Origin of the sequence: Streptomyces sp. 2114.4 (genome assembly GCF_900187385.1) — a bacterium.
Lineage (GTDB): Bacteria > Actinomycetota > Actinomycetes > Streptomycetales > Streptomycetaceae > Streptomyces > Streptomyces mooreae.
Genome location: NZ_FYEY01000002.1, coordinates 17,844 through 38,369, shown reverse-complemented (window position 1 = coordinate 38,369; position 20,526 = coordinate 17,844). Strand labels below are relative to the sequence as shown.

Annotated in this window: 23 protein-coding genes; 17 read left to right on the top strand and 6 right to left on the bottom strand. The window is 68.9% G+C overall.

Annotation, left to right across the window (positions count from 1 at the left end):
- Positions 1–17: 17 nt before the first annotated feature.
- The 5 genes from CFW40_RS35465 to CFW40_RS35445 all read right to left on the bottom strand — a co-directional run bounded on the left by CFW40_RS35465 (position 18) and on the right by CFW40_RS35445 (position 4,175).
- A complete protein-coding gene (locus CFW40_RS35465; protein WP_088802597.1) occupies positions 18–521 on the bottom strand; it encodes a GntR family transcriptional regulator in 504 nt (167 codons plus the stop codon).
- A gap of 75 nt (positions 522–596) precedes the next feature.
- Entirely contained in the window at positions 597–1,757 is a 1,161-nt protein-coding gene (locus CFW40_RS35460) for a hypothetical protein (RefSeq protein ID WP_088802596.1), read from the bottom strand.
- Between the two features lie 232 nt (positions 1,758–1,989).
- Entirely contained in the window at positions 1,990–2,280 is a 291-nt protein-coding gene (locus CFW40_RS35455) for a hypothetical protein (RefSeq protein ID WP_088802595.1), read from the bottom strand.
- 214 nt (positions 2,281–2,494) lie between these two features.
- Positions 2,495–3,700, bottom strand: a complete 1,206-nt coding sequence (locus CFW40_RS35450) for a helix-turn-helix transcriptional regulator (protein ID WP_179265984.1) — start codon at positions 3,698–3,700, stop codon at positions 2,495–2,497.
- Positions 3,701–3,878: 178 nt separating this feature from the next.
- Positions 3,879–4,175, bottom strand: a complete 297-nt coding sequence (locus CFW40_RS35445; protein ID WP_256331846.1) for a hypothetical protein — start codon at positions 4,173–4,175, stop codon at positions 3,879–3,881.
- Positions 4,176–4,725: 550 nt separating this feature from the next.
- On the opposite strand from CFW40_RS35445, the gene CFW40_RS35435 reads away from it, so the two are divergent.
- The 14 genes from CFW40_RS35435 (at position 4,726) to CFW40_RS35375 (ending at position 14,766) form a co-directional block, all read left to right on the top strand.
- Positions 4,726–4,971 carry a hypothetical protein gene (locus tag CFW40_RS35435; RefSeq protein ID WP_088802592.1) on the top strand — a complete coding sequence of 82 codons (246 nt, stop codon included), beginning with the start codon at positions 4,726–4,728 and terminating at the stop codon, positions 4,969–4,971.
- Positions 4,968–5,150: a hypothetical protein gene (locus CFW40_RS37480; RefSeq protein WP_088802591.1), complete on the top strand. Its 183-nt coding sequence runs from the start codon at positions 4,968–4,970 to the stop codon at positions 5,148–5,150. Before CFW40_RS35435 ends, CFW40_RS37480 begins: the two co-directional genes overlap by 4 nt.
- Positions 5,147–5,515 carry a hypothetical protein gene (locus CFW40_RS35425; RefSeq protein WP_088802590.1) on the top strand — a complete coding sequence of 123 codons (369 nt, stop codon included), beginning with the start codon at positions 5,147–5,149 and terminating at the stop codon, positions 5,513–5,515. The genes CFW40_RS37480 and CFW40_RS35425 overlap by 4 nt, the downstream gene beginning before the upstream one ends.
- A gap of 10 nt (positions 5,516–5,525) precedes the next feature.
- Positions 5,526–6,371: a hypothetical protein gene (locus tag CFW40_RS35420; RefSeq protein WP_088802589.1), complete on the top strand. Its 846-nt coding sequence runs from the start codon at positions 5,526–5,528 to the stop codon at positions 6,369–6,371.
- A 46-nt stretch (positions 6,372–6,417) separates the two neighbouring features.
- Positions 6,418–6,597: a hypothetical protein gene (locus CFW40_RS35415; protein WP_088802588.1), complete on the top strand. Its 180-nt coding sequence runs from the start codon at positions 6,418–6,420 to the stop codon at positions 6,595–6,597.
- A gap of 71 nt (positions 6,598–6,668) precedes the next feature.
- Complete coding sequence (locus CFW40_RS35410) at positions 6,669–6,875, top strand: hypothetical protein (RefSeq protein ID WP_088802587.1); 207 nt, start codon at positions 6,669–6,671, stop codon at positions 6,873–6,875.
- 71 nt (positions 6,876–6,946) lie between these two features.
- Positions 6,947–8,140 carry a hypothetical protein gene (locus tag CFW40_RS35405; protein WP_088802586.1) on the top strand — a complete coding sequence of 398 codons (1,194 nt, stop codon included), beginning with the start codon at positions 6,947–6,949 and terminating at the stop codon, positions 8,138–8,140.
- Positions 8,141–8,177: 37 nt separating this feature from the next.
- On the top strand, positions 8,178–8,696 hold the full coding sequence (locus tag CFW40_RS35400; protein WP_256331847.1) for a hypothetical protein: 519 nt from the start codon (positions 8,178–8,180) through the stop codon (positions 8,694–8,696).
- A gap of 1 nt (position 8,697) precedes the next feature.
- On the top strand, positions 8,698–9,294 hold the full coding sequence (locus CFW40_RS35395; protein WP_088802585.1) for a hypothetical protein: 597 nt from the start codon (positions 8,698–8,700) through the stop codon (positions 9,292–9,294).
- A 137-nt stretch (positions 9,295–9,431) separates the two neighbouring features.
- On the top strand, positions 9,432–11,339 hold the full coding sequence (locus CFW40_RS35390) for a hypothetical protein (protein ID WP_088802584.1): 1,908 nt from the start codon (positions 9,432–9,434) through the stop codon (positions 11,337–11,339).
- Complete coding sequence (locus tag CFW40_RS35385) at positions 11,332–11,709, top strand: hypothetical protein (RefSeq protein WP_088802583.1); 378 nt, start codon at positions 11,332–11,334, stop codon at positions 11,707–11,709. Before CFW40_RS35390 ends, CFW40_RS35385 begins: the two co-directional genes overlap by 8 nt.
- Positions 11,710–11,794: 85 nt before the next feature.
- Entirely contained in the window at positions 11,795–14,059 is a 2,265-nt protein-coding gene (locus CFW40_RS35380; RefSeq protein WP_088802582.1) for a type IV secretory system conjugative DNA transfer family protein, read from the top strand.
- A gap of 5 nt (positions 14,060–14,064) precedes the next feature.
- Positions 14,065–14,232, top strand: coding sequence for a hypothetical protein (locus CFW40_RS37475; RefSeq protein ID WP_176956730.1), 168 nt, complete (start codon positions 14,065–14,067; stop codon positions 14,230–14,232).
- Positions 14,233–14,286: 54 nt separating this feature from the next.
- Positions 14,287–14,766: a hypothetical protein gene (locus CFW40_RS35375; protein WP_088802581.1), complete on the top strand. Its 480-nt coding sequence runs from the start codon at positions 14,287–14,289 to the stop codon at positions 14,764–14,766.
- Between the two features lie 441 nt (positions 14,767–15,207).
- Here the strand turns inward: CFW40_RS35375 and CFW40_RS35370 are convergent, their stop codons facing one another.
- Positions 15,208–15,636, bottom strand: a complete 429-nt coding sequence (locus tag CFW40_RS35370; RefSeq protein WP_143034613.1) for a hypothetical protein — start codon at positions 15,634–15,636, stop codon at positions 15,208–15,210.
- Between the two features lie 118 nt (positions 15,637–15,754).
- On the opposite strand from CFW40_RS35370, the gene CFW40_RS35365 reads away from it, so the two are divergent.
- From CFW40_RS35365 to CFW40_RS35355, 3 genes are all read left to right on the top strand, one after another.
- Entirely contained in the window at positions 15,755–16,264 is a 510-nt protein-coding gene (locus CFW40_RS35365) for a hypothetical protein (RefSeq protein WP_143046331.1), read from the top strand.
- Entirely contained in the window at positions 16,261–17,793 is a 1,533-nt protein-coding gene (locus CFW40_RS35360) for a terminase large subunit domain-containing protein (RefSeq protein WP_256331848.1), read from the top strand. Before CFW40_RS35365 ends, CFW40_RS35360 begins: the two co-directional genes overlap by 4 nt.
- A gap of 733 nt (positions 17,794–18,526) precedes the next feature.
- Positions 18,527–20,473, top strand: a complete 1,947-nt coding sequence (locus CFW40_RS35355; protein ID WP_088802578.1) for a hypothetical protein — start codon at positions 18,527–18,529, stop codon at positions 20,471–20,473.
- The last annotated feature ends 53 nt before the right edge of the window (positions 20,474–20,526 follow it).

The following is a 20,526-nucleotide window of genomic DNA, read 5'->3' as shown; positions in this document are numbered from 1 at the left end:
CAGGCCCCCGCGATCCGTCAGGTGACTGAGTCGATCACCGTGTAGCGACCGTGGTGCACCTTCCGGAGGACCTTGTCCTCGGCAGCCAAGCGGCCAAGGATGTACGAGACGGTCGTGCGTGCGATGCCCAGCTCACGGGACACGGAACCGGTTCCCAGGATCGTGCCCGCAGGGTACGAGCCGTCATTGATCCTGGCGGTCAACGTCTCCCGGACCAGGCGCCTGTCGGCTGTGTCGTCGTAGCCGGCTTTGGGGTCGTACCGGCTGTGGCGCCACTCCTTGTCGTAGAGCGGCTTCTCTTCCTTGGTGGCGCGGACCTCGGTTTCGCGGGCGACGGTGCGATTCTCGTGCCACTCCACCGTGGTGCGCGCGACCAGGTGCCACCACGGCTGATTGTCCTCGTGCTCGCGCAGGCGGTATTTCGGGAAGCGAGAGATGCCGAGGTACAGCAGCACCTCGTGGGTGTCGTAGAGGCGGTATAGGGCGGTGGGTTCATCGGCGTACATGTGCGTGACGGTCATGGTCCCCCCTCGGGACTGGACGGTAGCGGTGGGCACTGACAAGCCCGGCGACGCTGCGGGCCGCCGGGCGGTCGGTCAGACGAGCGCGCCTTCTCGGCAGTCCCGGCAGAGAACGGGCTCGGTGGCGCCGATCAGTGGGCGTGTGCACTCCGGGCACCGCGGTCGGCCAGGAGCCGCCTGGACGGGCACAGACGGTTGCGCTTCTGGCGCCCGGGGGGCTCCTGCGGACTCTCGCTGACGGTCGGCCTTGCGGTCGCTCTTCCTCACCTCGCAAGACCGGCACGGCTCGGCGGTGTCGACGTCCACCCGCTCGTCGCACCGGTCGTGGTCCGAATCGTCGGCCGTCACCATGGCCCGCAGCGGGCCGAACGGCTGCTTGCCCAGCTCTCCCGCGTAGAACTTCGATGCCCAGAAACGCTCCCAACGAGGCAGCACCCGGTAGGCCACCAGCTGCTCAGGCGTCCGCGACCGCGGCGTGCCCTCCGCCAAGCCGGCGAGGATGTCGTCTGCGATGTTCCGGGGCGTCTTCACCGGCAGAGCCCGGTCCAGGTCGCGGGGCAGGAGATCCCGTACGGCCTGCACCATCTGCTTCTGCTCTCGGGTGAGACGGGGCTTGCTGTTGCCGGACGCGGCGAAGCCGCCCTCGGATCCGCCTCTACTACCTGCACCTGTCCTACGGACATCCAGGGCGCGATGCGCCGAAGGTGCCCCATCCGTCTTGTTCGTGTCTGTGTTGCTCTCCGTATTACTAATACGGCCCGGGAAACCGACTGCCGGAAAACCGACGCCCGGAAACCCGTCTTCGGCCTGACCAGCACCAAACGCAGTGTTTCCGCAGGTCACACCGGAAACGGGATCCTGGGCCCCGGCTCCACCAGCGGAAACAGCTTCCTGGAGCATGAAGGTCAACAGTGGCTCCTCTGACAGCACAGACTCGGTCCGCCAGTGGCCACGCTCGTCCTGGAACCGGTTGCGGATGATGTAGCCGAACTGCACCAGCTCGTTCGCCGCGCTGCGCATGGCCTCGCGGCCTTCCACCTTGCCGCCGTGCTTGGCGGCCTCCTTCTTCGCCCGGTCGACCATGTCGTCGACCGTCGTCTCCCAGCCCGGCGGGTAGCTGAGCAGCTCCACCAGCAGGCCGCGGGCCCGCCAGGAAAGGCGGTAGTCGCGAGCGACGAGGTTCGGGACCTGCACGAACGAGAACTTCGGCTGCGTGCGGCGGATGGGCGTCTTCACGCGGGCACCTCCGCCGTGCGGAGGATCACGGTCATGTGGCTGGGGGTAGTACGGACTTCCAGTACTGCTTTGGGTACGCTCTTCATCAACGCCTCTTTTGCAGGGATGGCGAACTGTGCGGCGAGCTGCGAACTCGTCGTATTGCGCTTCGGACGGCCGGCTAGCTGCGAACTGCCGGCCGTCTTTGCGTTTCCGGGACTGCCGCGGATGCGGCCTTGGCGTCCTAAGCGGGTCACTGAGCGCCCCGCGGCTTCTTGTCCGGCCCGCGTCCGGTGATCGGGTTCTTCCGGAAGTACTCGAGGAACGGGCCGGTCTCCATCACGTGGGCGTTGGCCAGTTCCCAGTACGGGTATGGGCGGTCCGGGCCGAAGGGCCAGTCGGGATCGCTGGCGGAGATCCGGCGAACGCCTTCACGGCTCATGTTGGACGCGAGTCCGAGGCGTACGAGCAGGTCAGCGCCGGTCGCGAAGGTCACGACGGGCGGCGTCTGGGTCTTCGTTCTGGGGTCGGCGGGCACCTTCATGCGTCCGCCTTGTGAGCAGCAGTGCTCCAGGGGAGCGCGAGAGTATCGCCAACAAGTACAGTCACAGGGACGGCCTTCCTTGCAGAGGGATGGGGCGTCATGCCGGCGTAGCTGCGATCCACTCGAGGTAGCGCCGGTATCCAGGGCGGCGATCGGTCTCCACACCGGTCGCCGCTCACCTTTTAGGGCGGTCCGCGCATGTATGTCCCCTTCGTCATGCCGCCAGCTCCTTGATTGCCTGCACCGTCTCCTCGGCGGTCCGGTTGCCCTGGAACCGCGGGGCAGACAGCATGCTCGCCAGACGATCAGCGCGCTTGATGATCCAGGAAATCTGCTCCTCCAACGGCAGCGACAGGATCGGCCCGATGGCCTCCGCCGCACCTTCCACGTCACCGAGCTGGACGCGAGCCGTGGCCAGGTAGACGTGCGCGAGGCGCTCGTCGTCCAGCGACCGCTCGTCCTCGGGTCCGGCCTGCCACATGCCGATCGCGGCCGTGGCCTCACGGGCTGCGCGCTCGGCGTCGTGGCCGCCGTCCAGCCAGATCAGCGAAGACCCGGCGTAGTACGACTGCTTGGCTGCGGAGAATCCGAAGAGCCCGCCGAGGCTGTCCGGCCGGCGGATCCGCCCGCGCGCGTCCTCCGCGCCATCCAGAGCGGCGTTCGCCGCCTGTGAGTCGCCGAGATTCGCCAGGCACTGCGCCTCGCCGCACCGGAGCCGGGCCTCGCCCGTCCCCGTCCCGGACCCCACGTGCTGATAGCCGTCCCGGATCGCGTCCAGCGCCAGCCCGTAATCGCCCATGAACCGGCAGATCAGCGAGCGCGTACCAGCCACCCAGGCCGCCAGTTCCGCGTCCCCGGCGTACTCCGCGCACCGAGCAGCAGCCGCCACGTGATGCAGGGCCTCCTGCGGGTCGCCCATGTCCAGCAGCGCGTATGCCAGCACGCCGGACAGCTGCCCGGCCGTGACGTACAGGTCCGAACGGTCCTGCGGCCGGTGATGCCCGGACCGGATCCGCTCGGCGGCCGCGGCCCGCAGTGCGTGCGCGCGGTCCATCATCGGCGCCGGGGGAGTGCCCAGGTAGTCCACCGCGGTCGCCTCAACGCCAGCATGCAGCTCGCTGATGTCCAGGTCGGCCATGGCGCACAGGTCCCGCGATATGGCGAGGGCCGCGGCCCGGGTGCGGTGCGTTGCTGCGTCGCGCCGGCGGATCGCGTCTTCCTTCTCCCACGCCTTGTACAGCTCTCCGTCCGCGTTGAGGGCGACGTCCACCGCGGCCGCGAACGGCTCCGTAGCGGTGCGTCGTCCGCTCTCCGCGTGGGCGAAGTAGGTGCGGTCGTAGCCCGTCCGCGTGGACAGGTCGGCTAGTGACATCCCCGCCGCAAGTCGGCGGGCGCGAAGCTGCTCTGGGAAGGTCGGCATGGTGGCGAGTGTTCCTCCTCTCCGTCTTGCGTGGTGCCGGGTTTGAGGCATCTGCCCGACCTGACCTGTTGACAGATTCCGTTCTGGCGAACTGTCAACAGCTGGCGCTGCTCCTGGGGTACGGACCGGTGCTGGCATGGAAGGCATGAGCGATCACGCCCTCCTGGCCGGCCTCGGCCTACGAATTTCCTTCTTCCTTGGCCTGCATCCGGTCAGTCCGCTGCCCCTGCCGGGACTTGCGGTTGGTGAAGTACGGCTCGAGGACGTGCCAGTCGAAGACCCTGATGCGCCCCACCTTCGTGGCCTCGTCCATGGGGATTGGCCAGTCCGGGTCGGTTTCGGCGAGCTGCCGGATTCGTTGGGGGCTGATCTTCTTCAGGCCGCTTGCTTCCAGCCGTGCAGGCATGTCAGCGAACGACACCAAGTCGGGGGCTCCCTTCTCTTCGCTTCTCTCTCCCTTGGGGGAGTCGGTCATTACGCATCCTCTCATACTTCCTTGTGCTGGAACAAGGAAGTGCGCTATGGTCGTCTCAGCACAACAGCAAGACCCCGGGCCAGCAATTGCCGGACCGGGGCCGTGTGTCCAACCCGGTGCTACCAACACCGAACCGGATGCGCACCGTCCTACCTGCCCAAACAGGAGACGATCCACATGCAGGATTTTCGCACGACTGCGCACGTAAGCACCATCGGCCCGCGCACGGCGCGCCCGGTGGTCCCGATCCGCAACCAGGCCGACGAGCTGCTGCTTGAGAACGCCGTCGCGTTCGCCAGCCTCGTCCAGGCCGCGATGGCCGCCGCCCCGAACGGAAGCCTCGGCGACCCGGCCGCAGTCCACGCCATCAGCGACCCGGACACCGGGAACCTGATCGGCGGAGGACAGCTCCCCGACCACGTCGTCCGCACCCTGACCGCCGTGTACCGCGAGGCCGCTGACCGGCTGGCCGGCGACGACGGCCTGACCGCCCTCATGGACGCCGTGTTCCCCCGGCCCCGCGACTCCTGGCCCTCGCCGGCGGTGCGTGATGGCGGAGATCTACAACCAGCTCGGCGACGCCGCCACCATCACCCTCGTCGGCCTCGCCCTCATCCTCCGCGACGACTTCCGCCTCCCGGCCTGGATCGTCGCCATCCCCGGCAGCCTCTACACCCTGCGCTGGATCGCCCTCGACGACACCGGCAACGCGATCAGCGGGGCTCTTTTCACCGCCATCGCGGTAGCGCTCCTCACCTGGATCAGCCACGGACCGAAGACGGAGGGCGCGGCATGACCGCCGCCGCGGCCCCCGAGCCCGTCGACCTCGACCTCGAAGCCGAAATCGAGCTCACCTTCTGGGCCATCCACCCCCTCGACCTCCTCGCCGACGTCTACGACCACTCCGCCGACCCCGACGCCTCCTTCGCCGCATTCCAGACCCTCGTCGACCCGCTCGAAGGCGGCACCGCATGACCCGCGACGACCTCACCACCGCGATCCACGAACTGTCCGGCGGCCTGTACGGCGCCCACCCCCTCCTCGACCAGATCATCAGCAACACGGTCGCCCTCCACCACGCCGACCTGGACACCGACGGCCTTGCCGCCGTCGCGCCCCGGCTCTTCGGAGACGACAGCTTCCTCCGCCTCCTCGCCCTCATCGCGCAGGGCATGGCCAGCAGCGACACCGTCCAGGACCTCGCCCCCAACGACCGTGACGGTGCCCAGAGCGCCCTCAACTCCCTCGCCGACCAGCTGCTGGCCTTGGCCGCCGGCCTCACCCACATCGCCGATCAGGCCGCCGCCGACAAGGCCGCCTGGCACCTCGACCCCGCATAGGAGCACCGACATGGCCACCACGATCCGGAACACGTACGGCACCCCGCACAACGTCAGCGACACGAACCCGACCCACGTCACCAGCTGCGACCGCTACCGGCTGCCGCTCGTCGGCACCATCGCCCCCGGCAACCCGGGCTACGAGGACATGGTCGAGATGCTGAAGGACAACGGCCACGACACCCGCCCCGAGGGCTACGGACTGATCTTCCTGGAGTCCGAGGAGTTCAGCGCCACCTACTTCGGGTCGATCGAGCAGATCGAGCAGTACAAGCGCGACAACGTCGACGGCAAGGCGACGTTCGATGCCCAGCAGGGCGTCACGTACGCACAGTGGCCCCACGGCAAGGGCTGGGACGAGTTCCTGCCCCGCGTCTTCTGGAACCAGGCAGCCCGCGGAGCAATCGCGGACGGCGTCGGCCTCGTCACCGCCTTCGCGCACACCGAGGTTCCGGGCGCCGAGGTCATCGTCTACGAGTTCGAAGGCAAGTGGCTGCCCGACAGCGACACGACCCAGATGGTCACTTACCACTGCACCGCCTGCCACAAGGACACGTTCCACGACTCCGGGCACGTGCGCGAGAACAACGGCCCCTACAGCCGACGTTGGGCGGCCCGGCAGGCCCGGCAGCACATTGTGAGCGCTCACCGCCACGGCGTCGGCGACAGGAACAGCTCCTGCCGGCCGAACGGCGGCGAGATGCTGCGCGTCGTCAACGCCGTAGCGAAGAACCGCCTCGGCATGACGAGCAACCCTCTGCCGGACACCGACGACGCGTACTGCGCGACCAAGGGCCCCTGCTCGATCATCCGCGAGCTCCGCGCGGGCGTCCGCCCGGCCGTCTACCGCGCCTGAGAGACCCACCCCAGCCTCCGCACTGCACCCGAGACAGGAGAACACGATGAGCAGCAAGGCCGAACGCAAGCAGGCCCGCGCCGAACACCGCGCCGCCAAGCAGGCCCTCCACAACAACCAGGCCGCCGAGAAGAAGGCCGGCATCAGCCACGAGACCGACACCTACCGCGAGCTGAACGCCCGCGTGAACGAGACCGAGAAGTCGGTGCCCTGGTACCGGCGCTAGCCACCCACCGACCGGGGCCCGGTCGAGCCGACAGGCCGGGCCCCACCCACCGACCCCGCATAGGAGACCCCATGGCACCGCCCAAGGCCGAAACCGCCGCCATCAACGCCATCAACAACCTCCACACCGCCCTCGCCCAGTCCGGAGCCGCCCACGACCCCGCAGGCATGACCGACACCGACATCAACCGCGTCGTGGATGCCGCCTACACCGCCCGCGCGGCACTCGACGCCGCCGGCGGCCCCCTCAAGACCGCCGCCGACAAGCTCACCGCCTGACCACCCCTCCCGCGGGGCCCGGAAGCCGACACCGGGCCCCGCACCCCGCGCCCGAAAGGACACCGCCGCCCATGCTTTCCCAGATGCTGCACGCGGTCGCGCAGGTGCCCGGAGAAGCATGGGCCGTCCTGCTCGCCCTGCTCACCCTCACCTTCGGCTACCGCATCGCAAAGACCCGCGTCCGCACCGACCGCAAGCAGCCCCACGACGCCAAGAAGCGCCGCGCCCGCACCGGCTTCCTCGGCATGGGCCTCGTCGTCGCCGCCGGCCTCGCCCTCTCCACCAACACCTCCTCCCGCTTCGCCGAGAAGCGCCTCCACATGGACTCGCCCTGGCACATGACCGTCGGCCTCGTCCTCGAAGCCATCGTCATGGGCCTGTCCATCTACTCCTGGGCCTTCAACGACAAGGGCGCCGCCCGCACCGCCTACTTCCTCGTCTTCGCCCAGGCCGTCGGCGCCACCGAGGTCGTCCGCCAGGAGCACGAGGACCTCGGCACCGCACTGGTCCGCATCGTCGGGCCGGTCATGCTCGCCTACGGCCTGCACAAGCTGCTCGGCCTCGAAGCCAAGCTCGGCAAGATCGAGATCAAGTCCGACGGGATGCTCGCCCGTGCCTGGCGCGACCGGATGAAGCGCCTCGAATCCAAGCTCGGCATCGGCTCCCGCGGCGCGGACGCCGAGTCCATCAGCCGCCGCAACGCCCAGGACAAGCTCGCCACCCTCACCACTCTCGGTAAGCCCTGGTACATGAGCCAGCACCGCTACAACAAGGCCCTGATGCGCGCCGGCGACGCCTCCTTCCACGGCCTCGGCGACACCCTCGACGAGCTCGGCATCGAGCTGCGAATCACGACCCGCATCGACCGGATGCGGGCCTTCAAAAACCTCCCTTCCCGGGACGAGACCTACGTCCTGCGGTCCCTGCGCCCCGCCAGCGGCCCGCAGGGCGCACCGGAGGCCGCGCCCGACGACATCAGCGCTCTGACCAGCGAGGGCGCACCGGGGCGCACCACAGGGCGAGGTGAAGGCGCGCCCGAGGCGAACCCGGGCGAGGCGCAGGCGAGCCAGGGGCCCGACGCAGGCGAGACCGACCGGCGCACCCTCGCTTTCGACCTCTACTTCGACCTCCGCAAGACCGGCCCGGCCCCCTCGCAGAACGCCTTCGAGAAGGCATGGCGCGATGCCGGCTACGGGCTGAAGACCGACGACATTCGCGCCCTCTACAAGGACGTCCACACCAAGGTCACCGGCAACAACGCGTAACCGCCGCGCCGCCCACCACCCCCGGAAGGAGGCCGCCATGAGCCGCACCACCACCTTCGACCAGACAACGCGGACGGCGCCCTCGAGTGCCGCCCCGGTTCGCACGAAGACCACCCGGCAGCTGGTCGACGAAGCCCTCCGCGGTCTCCCGCCGGTGACCTCCGAGACCCCGTCCTGGTCCCACCGCCTCCTCCCCGCCACCGTGCGGGGCCTGCTCGCCGACCTCGGCCTGTGGCAGGACCCCACCCCCCAACGCCCTTCCGTCCACCTTGAGCAGGTCCTCGCCGTACTCCGCCGCTACGGCTGGTGCCAGTCCCTCGACGTCACCGCCACCGGCCGGCTGTGCATCCGCGGCGCCATGAACGTGCTGGAGAAGACCGGTCACGTCACCCCCCAAGCCCGTGACCGGGCCGTCCACTACCTCCAGCAGACCCTCCATCAGGCCGGAATCACCATGCAGTACTTCGCCTGGAACGACCTCCCCGACCAGCAGTTTTCCACCATCCAGACCCTCCTCGAAGCCGCCGCCCGCACCGCCCGAGAAAACGGAGAATGAAATGCCTGCCCCCGACCCCGAATTCGACCGCATGATGAGCAAGGAATTCCCCGTGAACTACCCCGCCGAATACGTCGACAACACCCCCTATGGCGGACCCGCGCAGGCCGCAAAGCCCGGCCTGACAAAGCGCGGAAAGGTCGCCCTCGGAATCGGCGCCACCGTCATCGCAGGCGGCGGCCTGATCGGCTACCAGACCCACGCCGCCAACGAAGTCAAAGCGCAGGAAATCGCGCTGAAGGCACAGGCACTGGAAATCCAGAAGATGCGCGAGCTGAACAGGGCTAGCGAGGCCAACAAGAAGGCGCAGAACAAGCAGGCCAACGCCCGCCAGGCCTCCATCGACTCGTGCGTGAAGAGCCACGACGACCAGGTCGGCAAGGTCCTCGGAACCACCTACCGGGACGTCGTCGAGGCCTGCCAGACCCAGTACCCGGACACCGTCGCCGGCGGTGACATGGAGGCGGCAGGCGCCTCGCAGACCGCCACCGACAACGGCGCCGGCGGCGTCAACCAGGGCCTCCTGGTCGGCGGTGGCGTCCTCGCCGTGGCCCTCGTGGTCGCCGTGAAGAAGGGCACGCGGAGTAACCCCGCCTAGTTCTTACTCCTCTTCCTTCAGCCCGAAAAGACCTCCTCTCGACCCCCTAGAGCCCGCCAGGACAGCTTTTTCGGGCCGAGGGATGAGGAGTAAGAACTCCACCGCAACCACGTCAGCTACCGAGAGTGAGGAGTGTGATGGCAACCGCCACCGTCCCCGCGGCCGTTCCCGACCCCAACGACCCGCCCAACACCAGCACCGGCAACGGCCCCTCCGGGCTGCTCGCATCCATGCTCGCCCCCGTCGAGCCCGCCCGGCCTGCCACCTTCGACATCCCCGCACCCGCGGCATCTGACGGGACGGCCGAGGAGGCCGTCGCGGCCGCGTCCAGCGCGGCCTACCACGGCACCGAAGAAGCAGCCGGCCCCGGCCACAAGAGCAGCACCACCATCGACAAGAAAAGCATCTGGCGCGCCTGGCTCCTTGCCGGTGCAGCCCGTTGGGGAAAGGGCGGCGGTGCGCACAATAAGCGCCTCGACATGCTGAAGGCGAAAGCCGCCGCGCATCAGGTGAAGGAAAACAGGCAGGTTTCCGTAAACCGCTCCAGCGGCCTGCTTCCCGGAAAAGGGAATGCAGGATCCAACGGGAGCGGGAAATCTGGCGGCGGCAAGGGTAATTCGGGAGGAGGGGGATCTGGCAGCTCCGGCGCATCCGGGAAGGGGCCAGCCAAGGGGCCGGTGAAGAGCCAGGGGAATTCCAACGGACACGCCCACAAGGGCCCGGCGGGACGGTCTGGGGGCGGTGCCGGCTCCGGATCGGGAACTGGCGGACGCGGGGCGGGCGGGTCTGCCGGCGGCGACGGCGACAGCAGCAGTAGCGGCCGCGGTGGCGCCGCCCCCAAGTGCCCCAAGACAGACGGAAGCAGCGGACGCGACCCGAAGCCCTCCAAGGCCGACCTGACCAAGGGCAAGGACCACCACCACGGTGGCGGGGCGAGCGGCAGCAAGAACGGCACTACCGGCCCGACCGGAAGCAGCGGCAAAAACGGCACCTCCACCAACGGCGGCAGCGCCAAGGGGCCCAGCCCCGCGGCCGCCAGCAAGGACGGCAAGAGCCCCAAGGCTACCTCCGGCAAGGGCAGCGCCGACACCAAGGGCGGGAAGGCCAGCAAGACCGACCTCACCAAAAGGCCTGGGGAGAAGCCCGGCAAGCCTGACCCGGCCGAAGCGCCCACCGGCAAAAACCCCGAACCGGACTCACCAGCCACCAAGACCGACAAGACGCCCAAGGACAGCAAGGACAGCAAGGCCAAGGACGACAAGACCGCACAGCCCAAGTCCAAGGCCGAGACCAGGAAGCAGGCCGACGGAAAGAAAACCGTCGGCAAGCCCTTCACCACCAGGGAGTCCCGCGCAACCGGCTACCGCGACGGAATCCGCGCCGCCACCTGCGTCGCCCACGCCAAGGCGTACTGCGACGGCGTCAAGGACGGCTGGAACGACGTCACCGAGGCCGCCGACCGGCAGAAAGCTCAGCTCGACAAAGCCCACGAAAAACGCAAGAAGGCACGGGAAGCAGCCCGAGACAAGGAGCAGGACGTGAGCGGAGCCGGCACCAGCGCCGACCATCACAAGCCCCAACCCATCGAAGTGAAAGGCGTCGACGCAGACACCGTCTGGCTGGGCGAAGGCGCCGACCGAAACTCCCTCAGCCGCGGCGAAGTCCGGTCCCTCAAGCACTTCGAACGCCGCCTCGAGGCCAAGGCGACGTCCATGAAGAAGGTCGCCGAGGGCACGAAGCTACTCAAAGCCCACGCCGAGGCACAGTCCCAGAAGGCCACCGCGCTCATGGAGGCAACCAAGTCCGTCAAAGGCGGGGAGAAGCTGATCGCCTCCCTGGTCAAGACCGCGGACGCGGCGAAGGTCCAGGCCGACCTGGCCGAAGAGATCCACAAGCGCGCAGTCCGCGCCGCCGACGGCTGCGCCGCAGTCCTCGCCAACGCCCAGACCCGATACGGCGCCATGTACAAGGCCGTCGTCGACTCCGACGAGGAAGTACCCGGAGAAATGGACTTCTACAAGGACGGAGCCACCACCCATGGCTGACATCACCTACAAGCAACTCAAGGCCGCCGTCGAAGGCCTCGCCAAGGAGGTCACCCGCGCCTCAGACGCTATCCGCGGCAAAGCCCAGCAGATCGACGAAGAGGCCAAGGACACCGCCCGCATCGCAGAGATGATCGCCGGGATGGGCGTCGACACCGCCACCGTCGGCGAGACCCGCGACCTGTCGCGCCTCATGAACGGCGTCTCCGAAGCGGCCATCGCCTACGCCTCCGCCGGCGGCAACACCGCCAAGTCCGCCAACGCCGCAGCCATCCAGGCCCACACCACCCACGGCGGCATCCAGGAAGCGTTCGCCAGGGCCGCGCTCGACATGAGCCACCTCGACCGCGAATGGCTCCGCCAGGGCTAACCGCCCAATGCGGCGGGCGGGACCGGAAGCCCCCGGTCCCGCCCTCTAACCCAGGCCACTACGACCCGCACCCAGGAGTATCCCCGTGAACACGCCCGCCGCCACCACCCCCCGCACAGCATCCACCGAACGAGCCGTCGCCTTCGCTACATCCGCAGCCCCCGTAGCCGTCGGCGTCGTCGCCCCGTTCCTCGACGGCGGCGCAGCGTTCACCGCGACCCTCGCCTACGGAGGCGCAGCCGGATTCATGGCCGCCAACTACATGCGCCGCATCCCGCAGGCCCTGGCCAACAACCTCCCCGCCGCAGACATCATGCAGGCCCACCGCTCCCCGCTGTTCATTTCCACCCTCTCCACCGGCATGGCCCTCGGCATCGGCACCCTCGGCGGACCCGACGGCGCCGACGCCCTCATGGCCGGCCTCCTCACCCTGCCCTCCGTACCCGGCATCGTCTCCCTCGGCTGGTGGGCCGCGGTCGCCCTCGTGCCGCTCAAGCTCCGCAACGTCTTCGGCCGCAAGGCACGCAAGACCTCCGTGGGCCACGCTACGGCCGCAGCTGTGGCGCACACACTCGCCCCGACCGACGCCAACGACATCCTCAAGCAGTGGGCCCAGCACATCTCCAACCCCCACAACGGCACCCACAAGGGCCAGGAACTCACCGTCCGAACCATCGGCCCGAACCGCTGGACCGGCACCATCACCGCCCCCGTCGGATCCTCCGTCACCGTCACCGAGGAGAAGATCTCCTCCGTCTACCGCAAGGACGCCGCCTGGATCACCCTCAGGTCCGGCGCCCACACAGGGGAGAAGCACATCACCGTCAACCTCACCGCCCCCGCGGAACTCGACACCAGCACCCTCGCCGGGGCCTGGAAGAAGTGGGTCGCCCCCGCCGTCATGAAGGGCTCCCACCTCGAAGAAGTCCAGACCGACCCCCACACCGGCGGAGAGGTCGCCATCGTCGTCGCCAACGAAGACACCGCCCGCCTCGTCACCCCCAACCAGGACGACCTCGCCGGAGCCCTCCGCACCACCACCCTCCTCTGCTCCTACTCACCCACCCCCGGCAACCCCCGCCGCGGAGAGATCCGCCTGATGCAGCACAACCCCCTGGAGGACGGCACCCCGTTCCCCGGCACCGACGTCCTGAAGATCTCCGAAGGCGGCTACGTCCAGGTCGGCCGCCACGTCTCCGGGTTCCCCGCCCGCGTCCAGTTCACCGACCCCGTCCTCGGCGCCCGTCACCTCTTCATCGCCGGCGTTACCGGGTCCGGCAAGGGAGGACTCGTCCAGATTGCCGCCCTCGCCGACCACGTCAACGGCCACGCCATCATCTACTCCGACCCCAAGGGCTCCTCCAACCCCGACGTCGAAACCATGGCCTGCTACAACGGCCTCGGAGAAGACGGCTGCATGGGCGGCCTCCGCGTCGCCTACGCCCTCATGCAGTGGCGCATCGAAGAGTCTGCTCGCCTCAAGATGAAGAACTTCGTCGCCACCCCGGAACGCCCCTGGGTCCGCTTCATCCTCGACGAGGCCCACGTCCCCCTCTCCGAGCTGGACCACCACAAGAAGGAAGCCCGCATCATCCTGGAGGCCCTTGCCGCCAAGGCCCGCTCCCTCGGCATCATCCTGCTGATCGTCAACCAGGCTGTGAACGCTGACAAGCTCGGCGGCTCCACCGCCCTGCGCACCAATGTCATCCAGGGCGGCAGCCTCGTCATGCTCCGTACCGACTCCGACCAGCAGCACCTCGCCACCACCGGATTCGAAGGCGTCGACCCCGGCCAGATCCCTGCCGCCTGGGACGTCGACCGCCCCCTCATCTACGACGAGACCGTCGCCCTCAAGGACCCCCGCTCGACCTTCGGCCTCGGATACACCCTCGGCCCCGGCGGATCCGCCGAGATGATGCGCACCTTCACCCTCGAGTCCGCCGCTCCCTACATCGACGAGACGGCCGTCGCCTACCCCGCGGACTGGCCCGACTGGGAGAACCGCGACGAGATCGCCGCCACGTCCATCCTCGGCGAGGACGGCGCAGACGGAGACTTCGGCGATTCGCCCAGCACCTTCTTCAGCGGATTCGAAGCCCCCAAGAAGCCCGCCAGCGCCGACGACAAGATCCTCCAAGCGCTCGAGGACGTTTCCGACCCGCTGGGCATCGACGTCATCTACAAGCACAAAGACGAGATCGCAAAGCTCGCCGACATCCAGGGCTCCACCCTCGACAACGCCCTGACCCGCCTCAAGAAGGCAGACAAGATTCACCCCCGGGAAGGCGCCCGAGGCGAGTACGGCCTGGGCCCCAAGCCCACCACCGACGAGGAAGCCCCGGCGGAGTAGCGCCTGTGCCCAGCACCACCCCGGCCCCGCCGGACCGCACCGCGACGTACACCGCCCGCACCCCCAGCGGGCGGCTCGTCATCGCCCACCTCGGCCCCGACCCCACCAGCCCCCTGCACCGCCACCTCGCCGCCGCCCGCCTCCACTACGAGGCCCCACAACCCCGCAAGTGATCACCGCTTCAGCCTCGTAGACTGAAACGCTCCCCACTGGAAGGACCGCCCGCCATGCGCCCGCACCGCCTCATGGAATTCGTCGTCGACGCCCTCGGCAAAGCCCCCGAGGTCCAGCGCGCAGAGGCGTGGCAGGAAGGTACGACCCGGCCCGCCGGCGTCCACGTCACCTTCATCACCGGCTCCGAACTGTGGCTCGCCATCACAGGAGGCCGCCCCGGCGACGACCACAGCCAGCCCGAGGTCCCCGTCACCGACGCACCCCCCGCCGAAATGCCCGTCCCCGACCTCCTCCGGAACGGGAAGATCACCCCGTCCAGCGCTGAGGCGTACCTCGCCGCCGTCCTCAACAACTCCGGCAGCGCAGAGATCAAGCGCACCTACGCCTACTCCGCCGACGCAACCCCCACCGTCCACCCCGGCGTCGGCATCGAATTCCACTCCGAAGCCAAAGGCTGGATGCCATTCGTACACACCGCCCGCCCCGGCCAGGGCAAGGGCAGCAGGGCCTTCGACCTGCAAGACGCTTTCTGACCACTGCCCCCGGGTAGTCCAGGGTGTCGCTCCGCACGGGGCGGCACCCTTTCGCATGCCTGGAGGCATCATGCGGATCGACCCGGCCTTAACCGAAGCGACCTGCCCCAGCTGCCAGCAGATCGTCGGCAGCCCGCCCGGCCAACCCGTCACCACCCACCAGAAACCCGACGGATCCCGCGAGACGTGCCCCGGAGGCCTCGGCCAGTAGCCCGGGGGAATGCACGCCAGACAAACCCGCTGACGTGCCCCACCATCAACAGTGCACGGCCCGGATCCATCTTGTCCTTAGTGTCCCCGCGCCGAGGAACCGGGTTGAACCGGGCCGTGCACCCCCAAACGTGCGCCCGTCGTTCCCCCAGACCGCGGCGCACCGCCCGGCAGGAGCGCACTCCCCGCCGCGGCCGGCGGCCCCGTCCCTCAGGGCGGGGCCGCCCTCTCTCACCGGTTCGTACGCAGCCACGCAACCGCATGCTGGATCGGCACATTCACCGCCGCGGAGTTGCCCCGCGCGTTGAGGTTGTCCCGCCCGTAGTGATCCGCCGCCTCCTCGCCCCGCCGCAGATCCCGGATCGGCTCCGCGAACCGCGCCTTGTCCTCCGCCACCAGGGCCAGCCGCAGATCCCGCGCCGCCGCCAGCTTCGCCTCCATGAAGTCCGTGCAGTCCTCCGCGGAGCAGCCCGGCGCGGTCACCTCCTGGTACCGGGACAGCGCCTCGTCCACGCCCATCGCAGCCGACGACGAAGCCGCGGCCGACGGGCCCGCCGATGCCTTACCCCCTGCGTCCCCCGTTCCGCCCGAGCAGCCCCCGACCAGCACCAACACCGCCACAGCAGCCACCGCTACACCCGACACACGCACACGTCTCATACGGCGGAGGATCCCACCGCCACCGGGCACGGGGGAACGGAACGTCAGAAACCGGGGAAGATTCAACTAGGCGCGGGGCCTGCACCACCGACACGACCAAGCGGGAGCCCCGACCGCCATGCCCCACAGCAAATCCGAAATGGCCGAAGTCTCCGAACGGCGCCGCGAAATGTTCCGACGCCGCCGCGCCGGCGAGTCCATGGACTCCATCGCCAAGTCCTTCGGCCTGAGCCGCGGCACCCTCGCCAAGGACTTCACCCGCGCCTACCGCTCCTACCTCGAGGAAGAGAAGACCGAGGCCGACGTGTGGCGCCGCTTCCAGACCGACCGCTACGAGGAACTCCTCGCCGCGGTCTGGCCCGACGCCCTCGCCGGTGACGTCCGCGCCAACGAGCAGGCCAGCAAGCTGGTCGACAAGCTGTGCCGCCTCAACGGTCTCGACCAGCCCGTCCGCGCAGAAATCACCGGAGCCGACGGCGGCCCGCTCGCCCTGTCCAGCGCCAGCCCCGACGAGCTGATGACGCTCATCTCCGCCAGCAGCCGTCTCGACCACGACAACCCCACCAACACCGCCACCTCCACCCCCGATGAGAACGACGGCGAACAGGAGGAGGACGGGAAGGAGTGAGCAGCCAGATCGAGCGCGCCCTTGACCGCTATCGCTCCCTCCCCGCCGACGAGCGCGCCGCCGTCGTCCAGGCCGCCGACCCCGAGATGCGCAAGGTCCTCGCCTGGGCCGAAAAGAAGATGGCGCTCGAGCGGTCGCCCGGCTCCATGGCCGCGGTGCTCACCGGCGGACGGGAGTGGCAGGCCCGGCACCTGGACCTCATCGACAAGGCATTCGTCCGCATCGCCAACGGGGAGCGGATGCGTGTCCTGCTGAACATGCCTCCACGGCACGGCAAGAGCGCCAGGGCCGCGCGCTGGGCTCCCCTCTGGTATCTGGCCCGGCACCCTGATCACCGCGTGATGATCGCCTCCTACGCCGCGAAGCTCGCCGAGGGGCACGGACGGTGGATCCGCGACGGCATCAAGGAGTTCGGCCCGCAGCTGGGCATCGAGCTGCGCTACGGCTCCATGGCCGCGAACCGCTTCGACCTGGCCGGCACCCCGGGCGGGCTCGTCACCGCGGGCGTCGGAGGATCTTTGACCGGCATGGGCGCGAATGTCGCAATAGTCGACGACCCCCTGAAAGACGCCAAAGAAGCCGACAGCCCCGTCAAGCTCGCCAACCTCTGGGACTGGTGGCAGCAAGTCATCAACACCCGCATGGAACCCAACGGCTCCATCGTCGTCATCCAGACCCGCTGGTCAGAGAACGACCTCGCCGGCCGCATCCTCCAAAGCGGCGCCGAAGGCTGGACCGTCCTCGACCTCCCCGCCCTCGCCCTCACCGACACCGACCCCCTCGGCCGCAAAATCGGCGAACCCCTCTGGCCCGAACGATTCCGCCGCAAGCACCTCGACCGCTTCAAGAAAGACGTCGGCGAACGAGGCTGGTGGGCCCTCTACCAACAACAACCCCGCCCCCTCGAGGGCGGCGTGTGGCAGTGGCCCTGGATCACCGAGAACCGCATCACCGCCCAAGCCTTCCGCGGCATCGACCTCACCCGCACCCTCGTCGGCATCGACACCGCCGGCGGCCGCGAAGACAGCGATGAAGTCGGCCTCATCGGCGCCGGCCGCGACAAGGAAGGCGAGATGTACCTGCTCGCCGACCGCTCCGGGAAGATGGGCGCAGCCGACTGGGGCCGCGCCGCCTGCCTCCTCGCCATCGACCTGACCGCGGACGCCTTCGTCGTCGAATCCAACTTCGGCGGCGACATGGCAGCCCAGATCATCCGCCAAGCCTGGGCAGAACTCGAGCGCGAAGGCCGCACCAAGGGCCTGCTGATGCCGCGGATCATCGAGGTCACCGCCAAGGTCGGCAAACGACTCCGCGCCGAACCAGTCGCCCAGCTCTACGAGAACGGGCATGTCCACCACGTCGGCGAATTCCCCGGCCTGGAGATCCAGTACATCTCCTGGCTCCCCGGCATGGACTCCCCAGACCGCCTCGACGCGGCCGTACACGTCATCACCGAGCTCGCCAACGAAGTCGCAGCAGCCGTCGGCACAGCTCAGTACGCCGACAGGCGACTCTCAGGGCGCCGCTAAGACTCTGCTAGGCCCGCCCGGGACCGTCCGCCCCGCTCCAAAGCGCTGAAAATATCCCTTAGGCATATGACAAGACATTGAGTTTCCCGCATTACTAACAGACAGTGGAAAGAATCACGAGTGACACTTTCCGGGCCAGTACTTACGGACCCGATTACAAACCTCGTGTCTCGCGGGCTACAGTGACGGAGTCCAACTCAGCACAACCATCCATGCGTAGCTGGAGTGGAAAACACTGAAGGCCCCGCGGTAGCGAGGCCCTCAGCGATGGAGACGGTGGCCTCAGCCTGTGGGCCGGTCACCGCTGGTGCGGACGCCGGTCCGGGTCATCAGGGGCTGAGAGCCTGCGCGATGTCCAGTAGCAGCTGGAAAAGCGCAACGTACAGGGTCAGCAACTCCACCCGGTCCGGTGGTTCGTCCCCGAGCATCCTCATCTCCCATAGGTTGGCCGGGGGCCTTGTGCTCCCGGACACGTGTCCCGGGAGCGCGGGGAGCGAAGGACGTCGGATAGTCCGCCAGGCGTCACTCTAACCCCCCACAGACCCCCCTCAGACCATCAACGGCGCACCGGACGAACGTCCCTGAACGGCCGTCACCTAAACGGGTGAACCTATCCCCGTGAGGGCACTTTCAGATCAACTCAGCGTTCCGCCACCGCGACCGGGGCAACGTCCACACGATCCGCCCGTACCCTGATCGATAGGCGCGGGGCCTGACGTGGACGGAGACCACTGTGGGCCTGATTGGGCGAACCCGCGAGGTCGTCATCCATGCCTGGAGCTGGCTGAACTACAAGCCGGTCTACAGCGGCGACGCCGCGGGCATGCCGAACCGCCGCGCCTTCCCCGAAGCGCACGCCATGTGGGTGCCCGCCGAGGACGAACGCCGCCTCGCCGCCTACAAGCTGCTCGCCGCCTACGACCAGAACCAGGCCTCCGAGGTCGCCGCCGTCGGCGGAGACCACCACGCCCGGGACCGCCGCGAATTCGGTGACCCGTCGATGCTCATCGACACCGTCATGGCGCACGTCCTGGGCCGCGAGCAGACCATCACCGTGCCCGGCGCCGAGCACGAAGGCGACGACGACGCGGATGCCGAAGCGGCGATGGCCGCCCGCGTGCAGGAATTCCTGCGCGACTGGGCCGAGGCCGAGCAGCTGCCGATGCGCCTCCAGCAGGCCGAACGCAAGGCCGTCTCGTTGGGGGACGGCGTGTACCGGCTGGCCTGGGACCGCGGCAAGAACCGGCCCACCGTCCGCGTCCACGACCCCGGCTTCTACTTCCCCGTCATCGGCGAGGACGCCGACGGCGGCGACTACCCCACCCGCGTGCACTTCGCGTGGGAGCTGCCCGAAGACCCGAAGCGCGGCCTGAAAGCCAGGATCCGGCGCATCACCTACGAGCTGGACTGGATCCGGCCCGCCACCGGCTCCGGAGTCGACCAGGCCGGCCGTGCCGTGCGAGCCCCGCTCCCCGGCGTCCTGCCCGACGAAGCAGCCGAGGGGGAGGAGCCCCCGCCGCCTTTGACCCGCGGCGACTTCCTCAACCCCGACAGCGGCGCCATCTCCCGCCAGTACGCCTGGAACGACGAACCCAGCTACGTCACCTGCTACCTCACCGACGCCACCTGGAACCTAGGCGACATCAAGGGCCCCTGCGACGTCGACTCCCTGCCCCTGGACGTGGCGACGTTCGCGACTCGCGGCGACGGCGAGGTACTCGACCACCTGGACCTCTTGATTGACTTCGTGCCGGTCGTGCACCTCCCCAACACGGTGCCGCCAGCCGAGGAGCACTGGGGCCAGTCGTCGCTCGCCAAGGTCCTCCAGACCCTCGACGAGCTCGCCGGCACCGACACCGACTCCTCCCGGGCCTCCGCCACCACCGGCTCCCCGATGGTCGGCATCTGGGGCAAGGCCGCCACCGGCAGCAACGCGCAGGAAGTCGCCCCCGGCATGGTGTGGACGCTGGGGGAGGGCGGCGGCATGGTCGCCGTCGACACCTCCAAGGCTCTCGCCGAGCTCCGCAACCACACCCACGACCTCCAGGACCGCACCGCGAACGTCGCCCGCCTCCCCGCGGTCGCCCTCGGCACCATGGACCCGTCTAAGGTCCCGTCCGGCTACGCCCTCCAGCTGTCCCTCGGCCCGCTCGACGCGCTCGTCTCCTCCATGCGCCTGGCCCGCGACCACAAGTACGCCCTGCTCCTCAAGTTCGTACAGCGCCTGTACCTCGCCGGACAGCACCCCGACTGGGTCGGCATACAGCCGCAGCCCGCCAAGCTCACGTTCGGCGCCTACACTCCCACCGACAAGGCGGCCGTTCTCGAGCAGGTCAGCACCGGCGTCGGCGCGGGAGTCCTCTCCCTGGAGACCGCGATCCGCATGCTGATGGACGCGGGCTTCCCGATCGAAGACGCCGCGCAGGAGATCGAACGCATCCAGTCCCGCTCGTTCGACCAGGCCAAGGCCCTCGCGGACGCCACCGGCGACAGCGGCGCCGTCGGCGACTACCTCGGCCTGGACCTCAACCCCGACCCGACACCGCCCACCGTCGTCCTCCCAGCAACCCCCGCCGACCAGGCCGCCCCTGACGCGCAAGCAGCCACCGACCCGAACACCACCACCGATGTGACCAGCGGAAACGCTAAGCAGGGGCAGAGCAGGGGGAATGCCCCGTGACGAATGCGCCTACTCTGATCACAGGCGCGGGGCCTGACGACTCTCCTGTGGGA

Coding starts and splice junctions, on each gene's coding strand:
- CFW40_RS35420 (WP_088802589.1), top strand. CDS start 5,526: ATGGCCACCACGATCCGGAACACGTACGGCACCCCGCACAACGTCAGC.
- CFW40_RS35425 (WP_088802590.1), top strand. CDS start 5,147: ATGACCCGCGACGACCTCACCACCGCGATCCACGAACTGTCCGGCGGC.
- CFW40_RS35415 (WP_088802588.1), top strand. CDS start 6,418: ATGAGCAGCAAGGCCGAACGCAAGCAGGCCCGCGCCGAACACCGCGCC.
- CFW40_RS35365 (WP_143046331.1), top strand. CDS start 15,755: ATGCCCCACAGCAAATCCGAAATGGCCGAAGTCTCCGAACGGCGCCGC.
- CFW40_RS37480 (WP_088802591.1), top strand. CDS start 4,968: ATGACCGCCGCCGCGGCCCCCGAGCCCGTCGACCTCGACCTCGAAGCC.
- CFW40_RS35375 (WP_088802581.1), top strand. CDS start 14,287: ATGCGCCCGCACCGCCTCATGGAATTCGTCGTCGACGCCCTCGGCAAA.
- CFW40_RS35445 (WP_256331846.1), bottom strand. CDS start 4,175: ATGACCGACTCCCCCAAGGGAGAGAGAAGCGAAGAGAAGGGAGCCCCC.
- CFW40_RS35405 (WP_088802586.1), top strand. CDS start 6,947: ATGCTTTCCCAGATGCTGCACGCGGTCGCGCAGGTGCCCGGAGAAGCA.
- CFW40_RS35385 (WP_088802583.1), top strand. CDS start 11,332: ATGGCTGACATCACCTACAAGCAACTCAAGGCCGCCGTCGAAGGCCTC.
- CFW40_RS35455 (WP_088802595.1), bottom strand. CDS start 2,280: ATGAAGGTGCCCGCCGACCCCAGAACGAAGACCCAGACGCCGCCCGTC.
- CFW40_RS35390 (WP_088802584.1), top strand. CDS start 9,432: ATGGCAACCGCCACCGTCCCCGCGGCCGTTCCCGACCCCAACGACCCG.
- CFW40_RS35395 (WP_088802585.1), top strand. CDS start 8,698: ATGCCTGCCCCCGACCCCGAATTCGACCGCATGATGAGCAAGGAATTC.
- CFW40_RS35435 (WP_088802592.1), top strand. CDS start 4,726: ATGGCGGAGATCTACAACCAGCTCGGCGACGCCGCCACCATCACCCTC.
- CFW40_RS35400 (WP_256331847.1), top strand. CDS start 8,178: ATGAGCCGCACCACCACCTTCGACCAGACAACGCGGACGGCGCCCTCG.
- CFW40_RS35410 (WP_088802587.1), top strand. CDS start 6,669: ATGGCACCGCCCAAGGCCGAAACCGCCGCCATCAACGCCATCAACAAC.
- CFW40_RS35465 (WP_088802597.1), bottom strand. CDS start 521: ATGACCGTCACGCACATGTACGCCGATGAACCCACCGCCCTATACCGC.
- CFW40_RS35450 (WP_179265984.1), bottom strand. CDS start 3,700: ATGCCGACCTTCCCAGAGCAGCTTCGCGCCCGCCGACTTGCGGCGGGG.
- CFW40_RS35370 (WP_143034613.1), bottom strand. CDS start 15,636: ATGAGACGTGTGCGTGTGTCGGGTGTAGCGGTGGCTGCTGTGGCGGTG.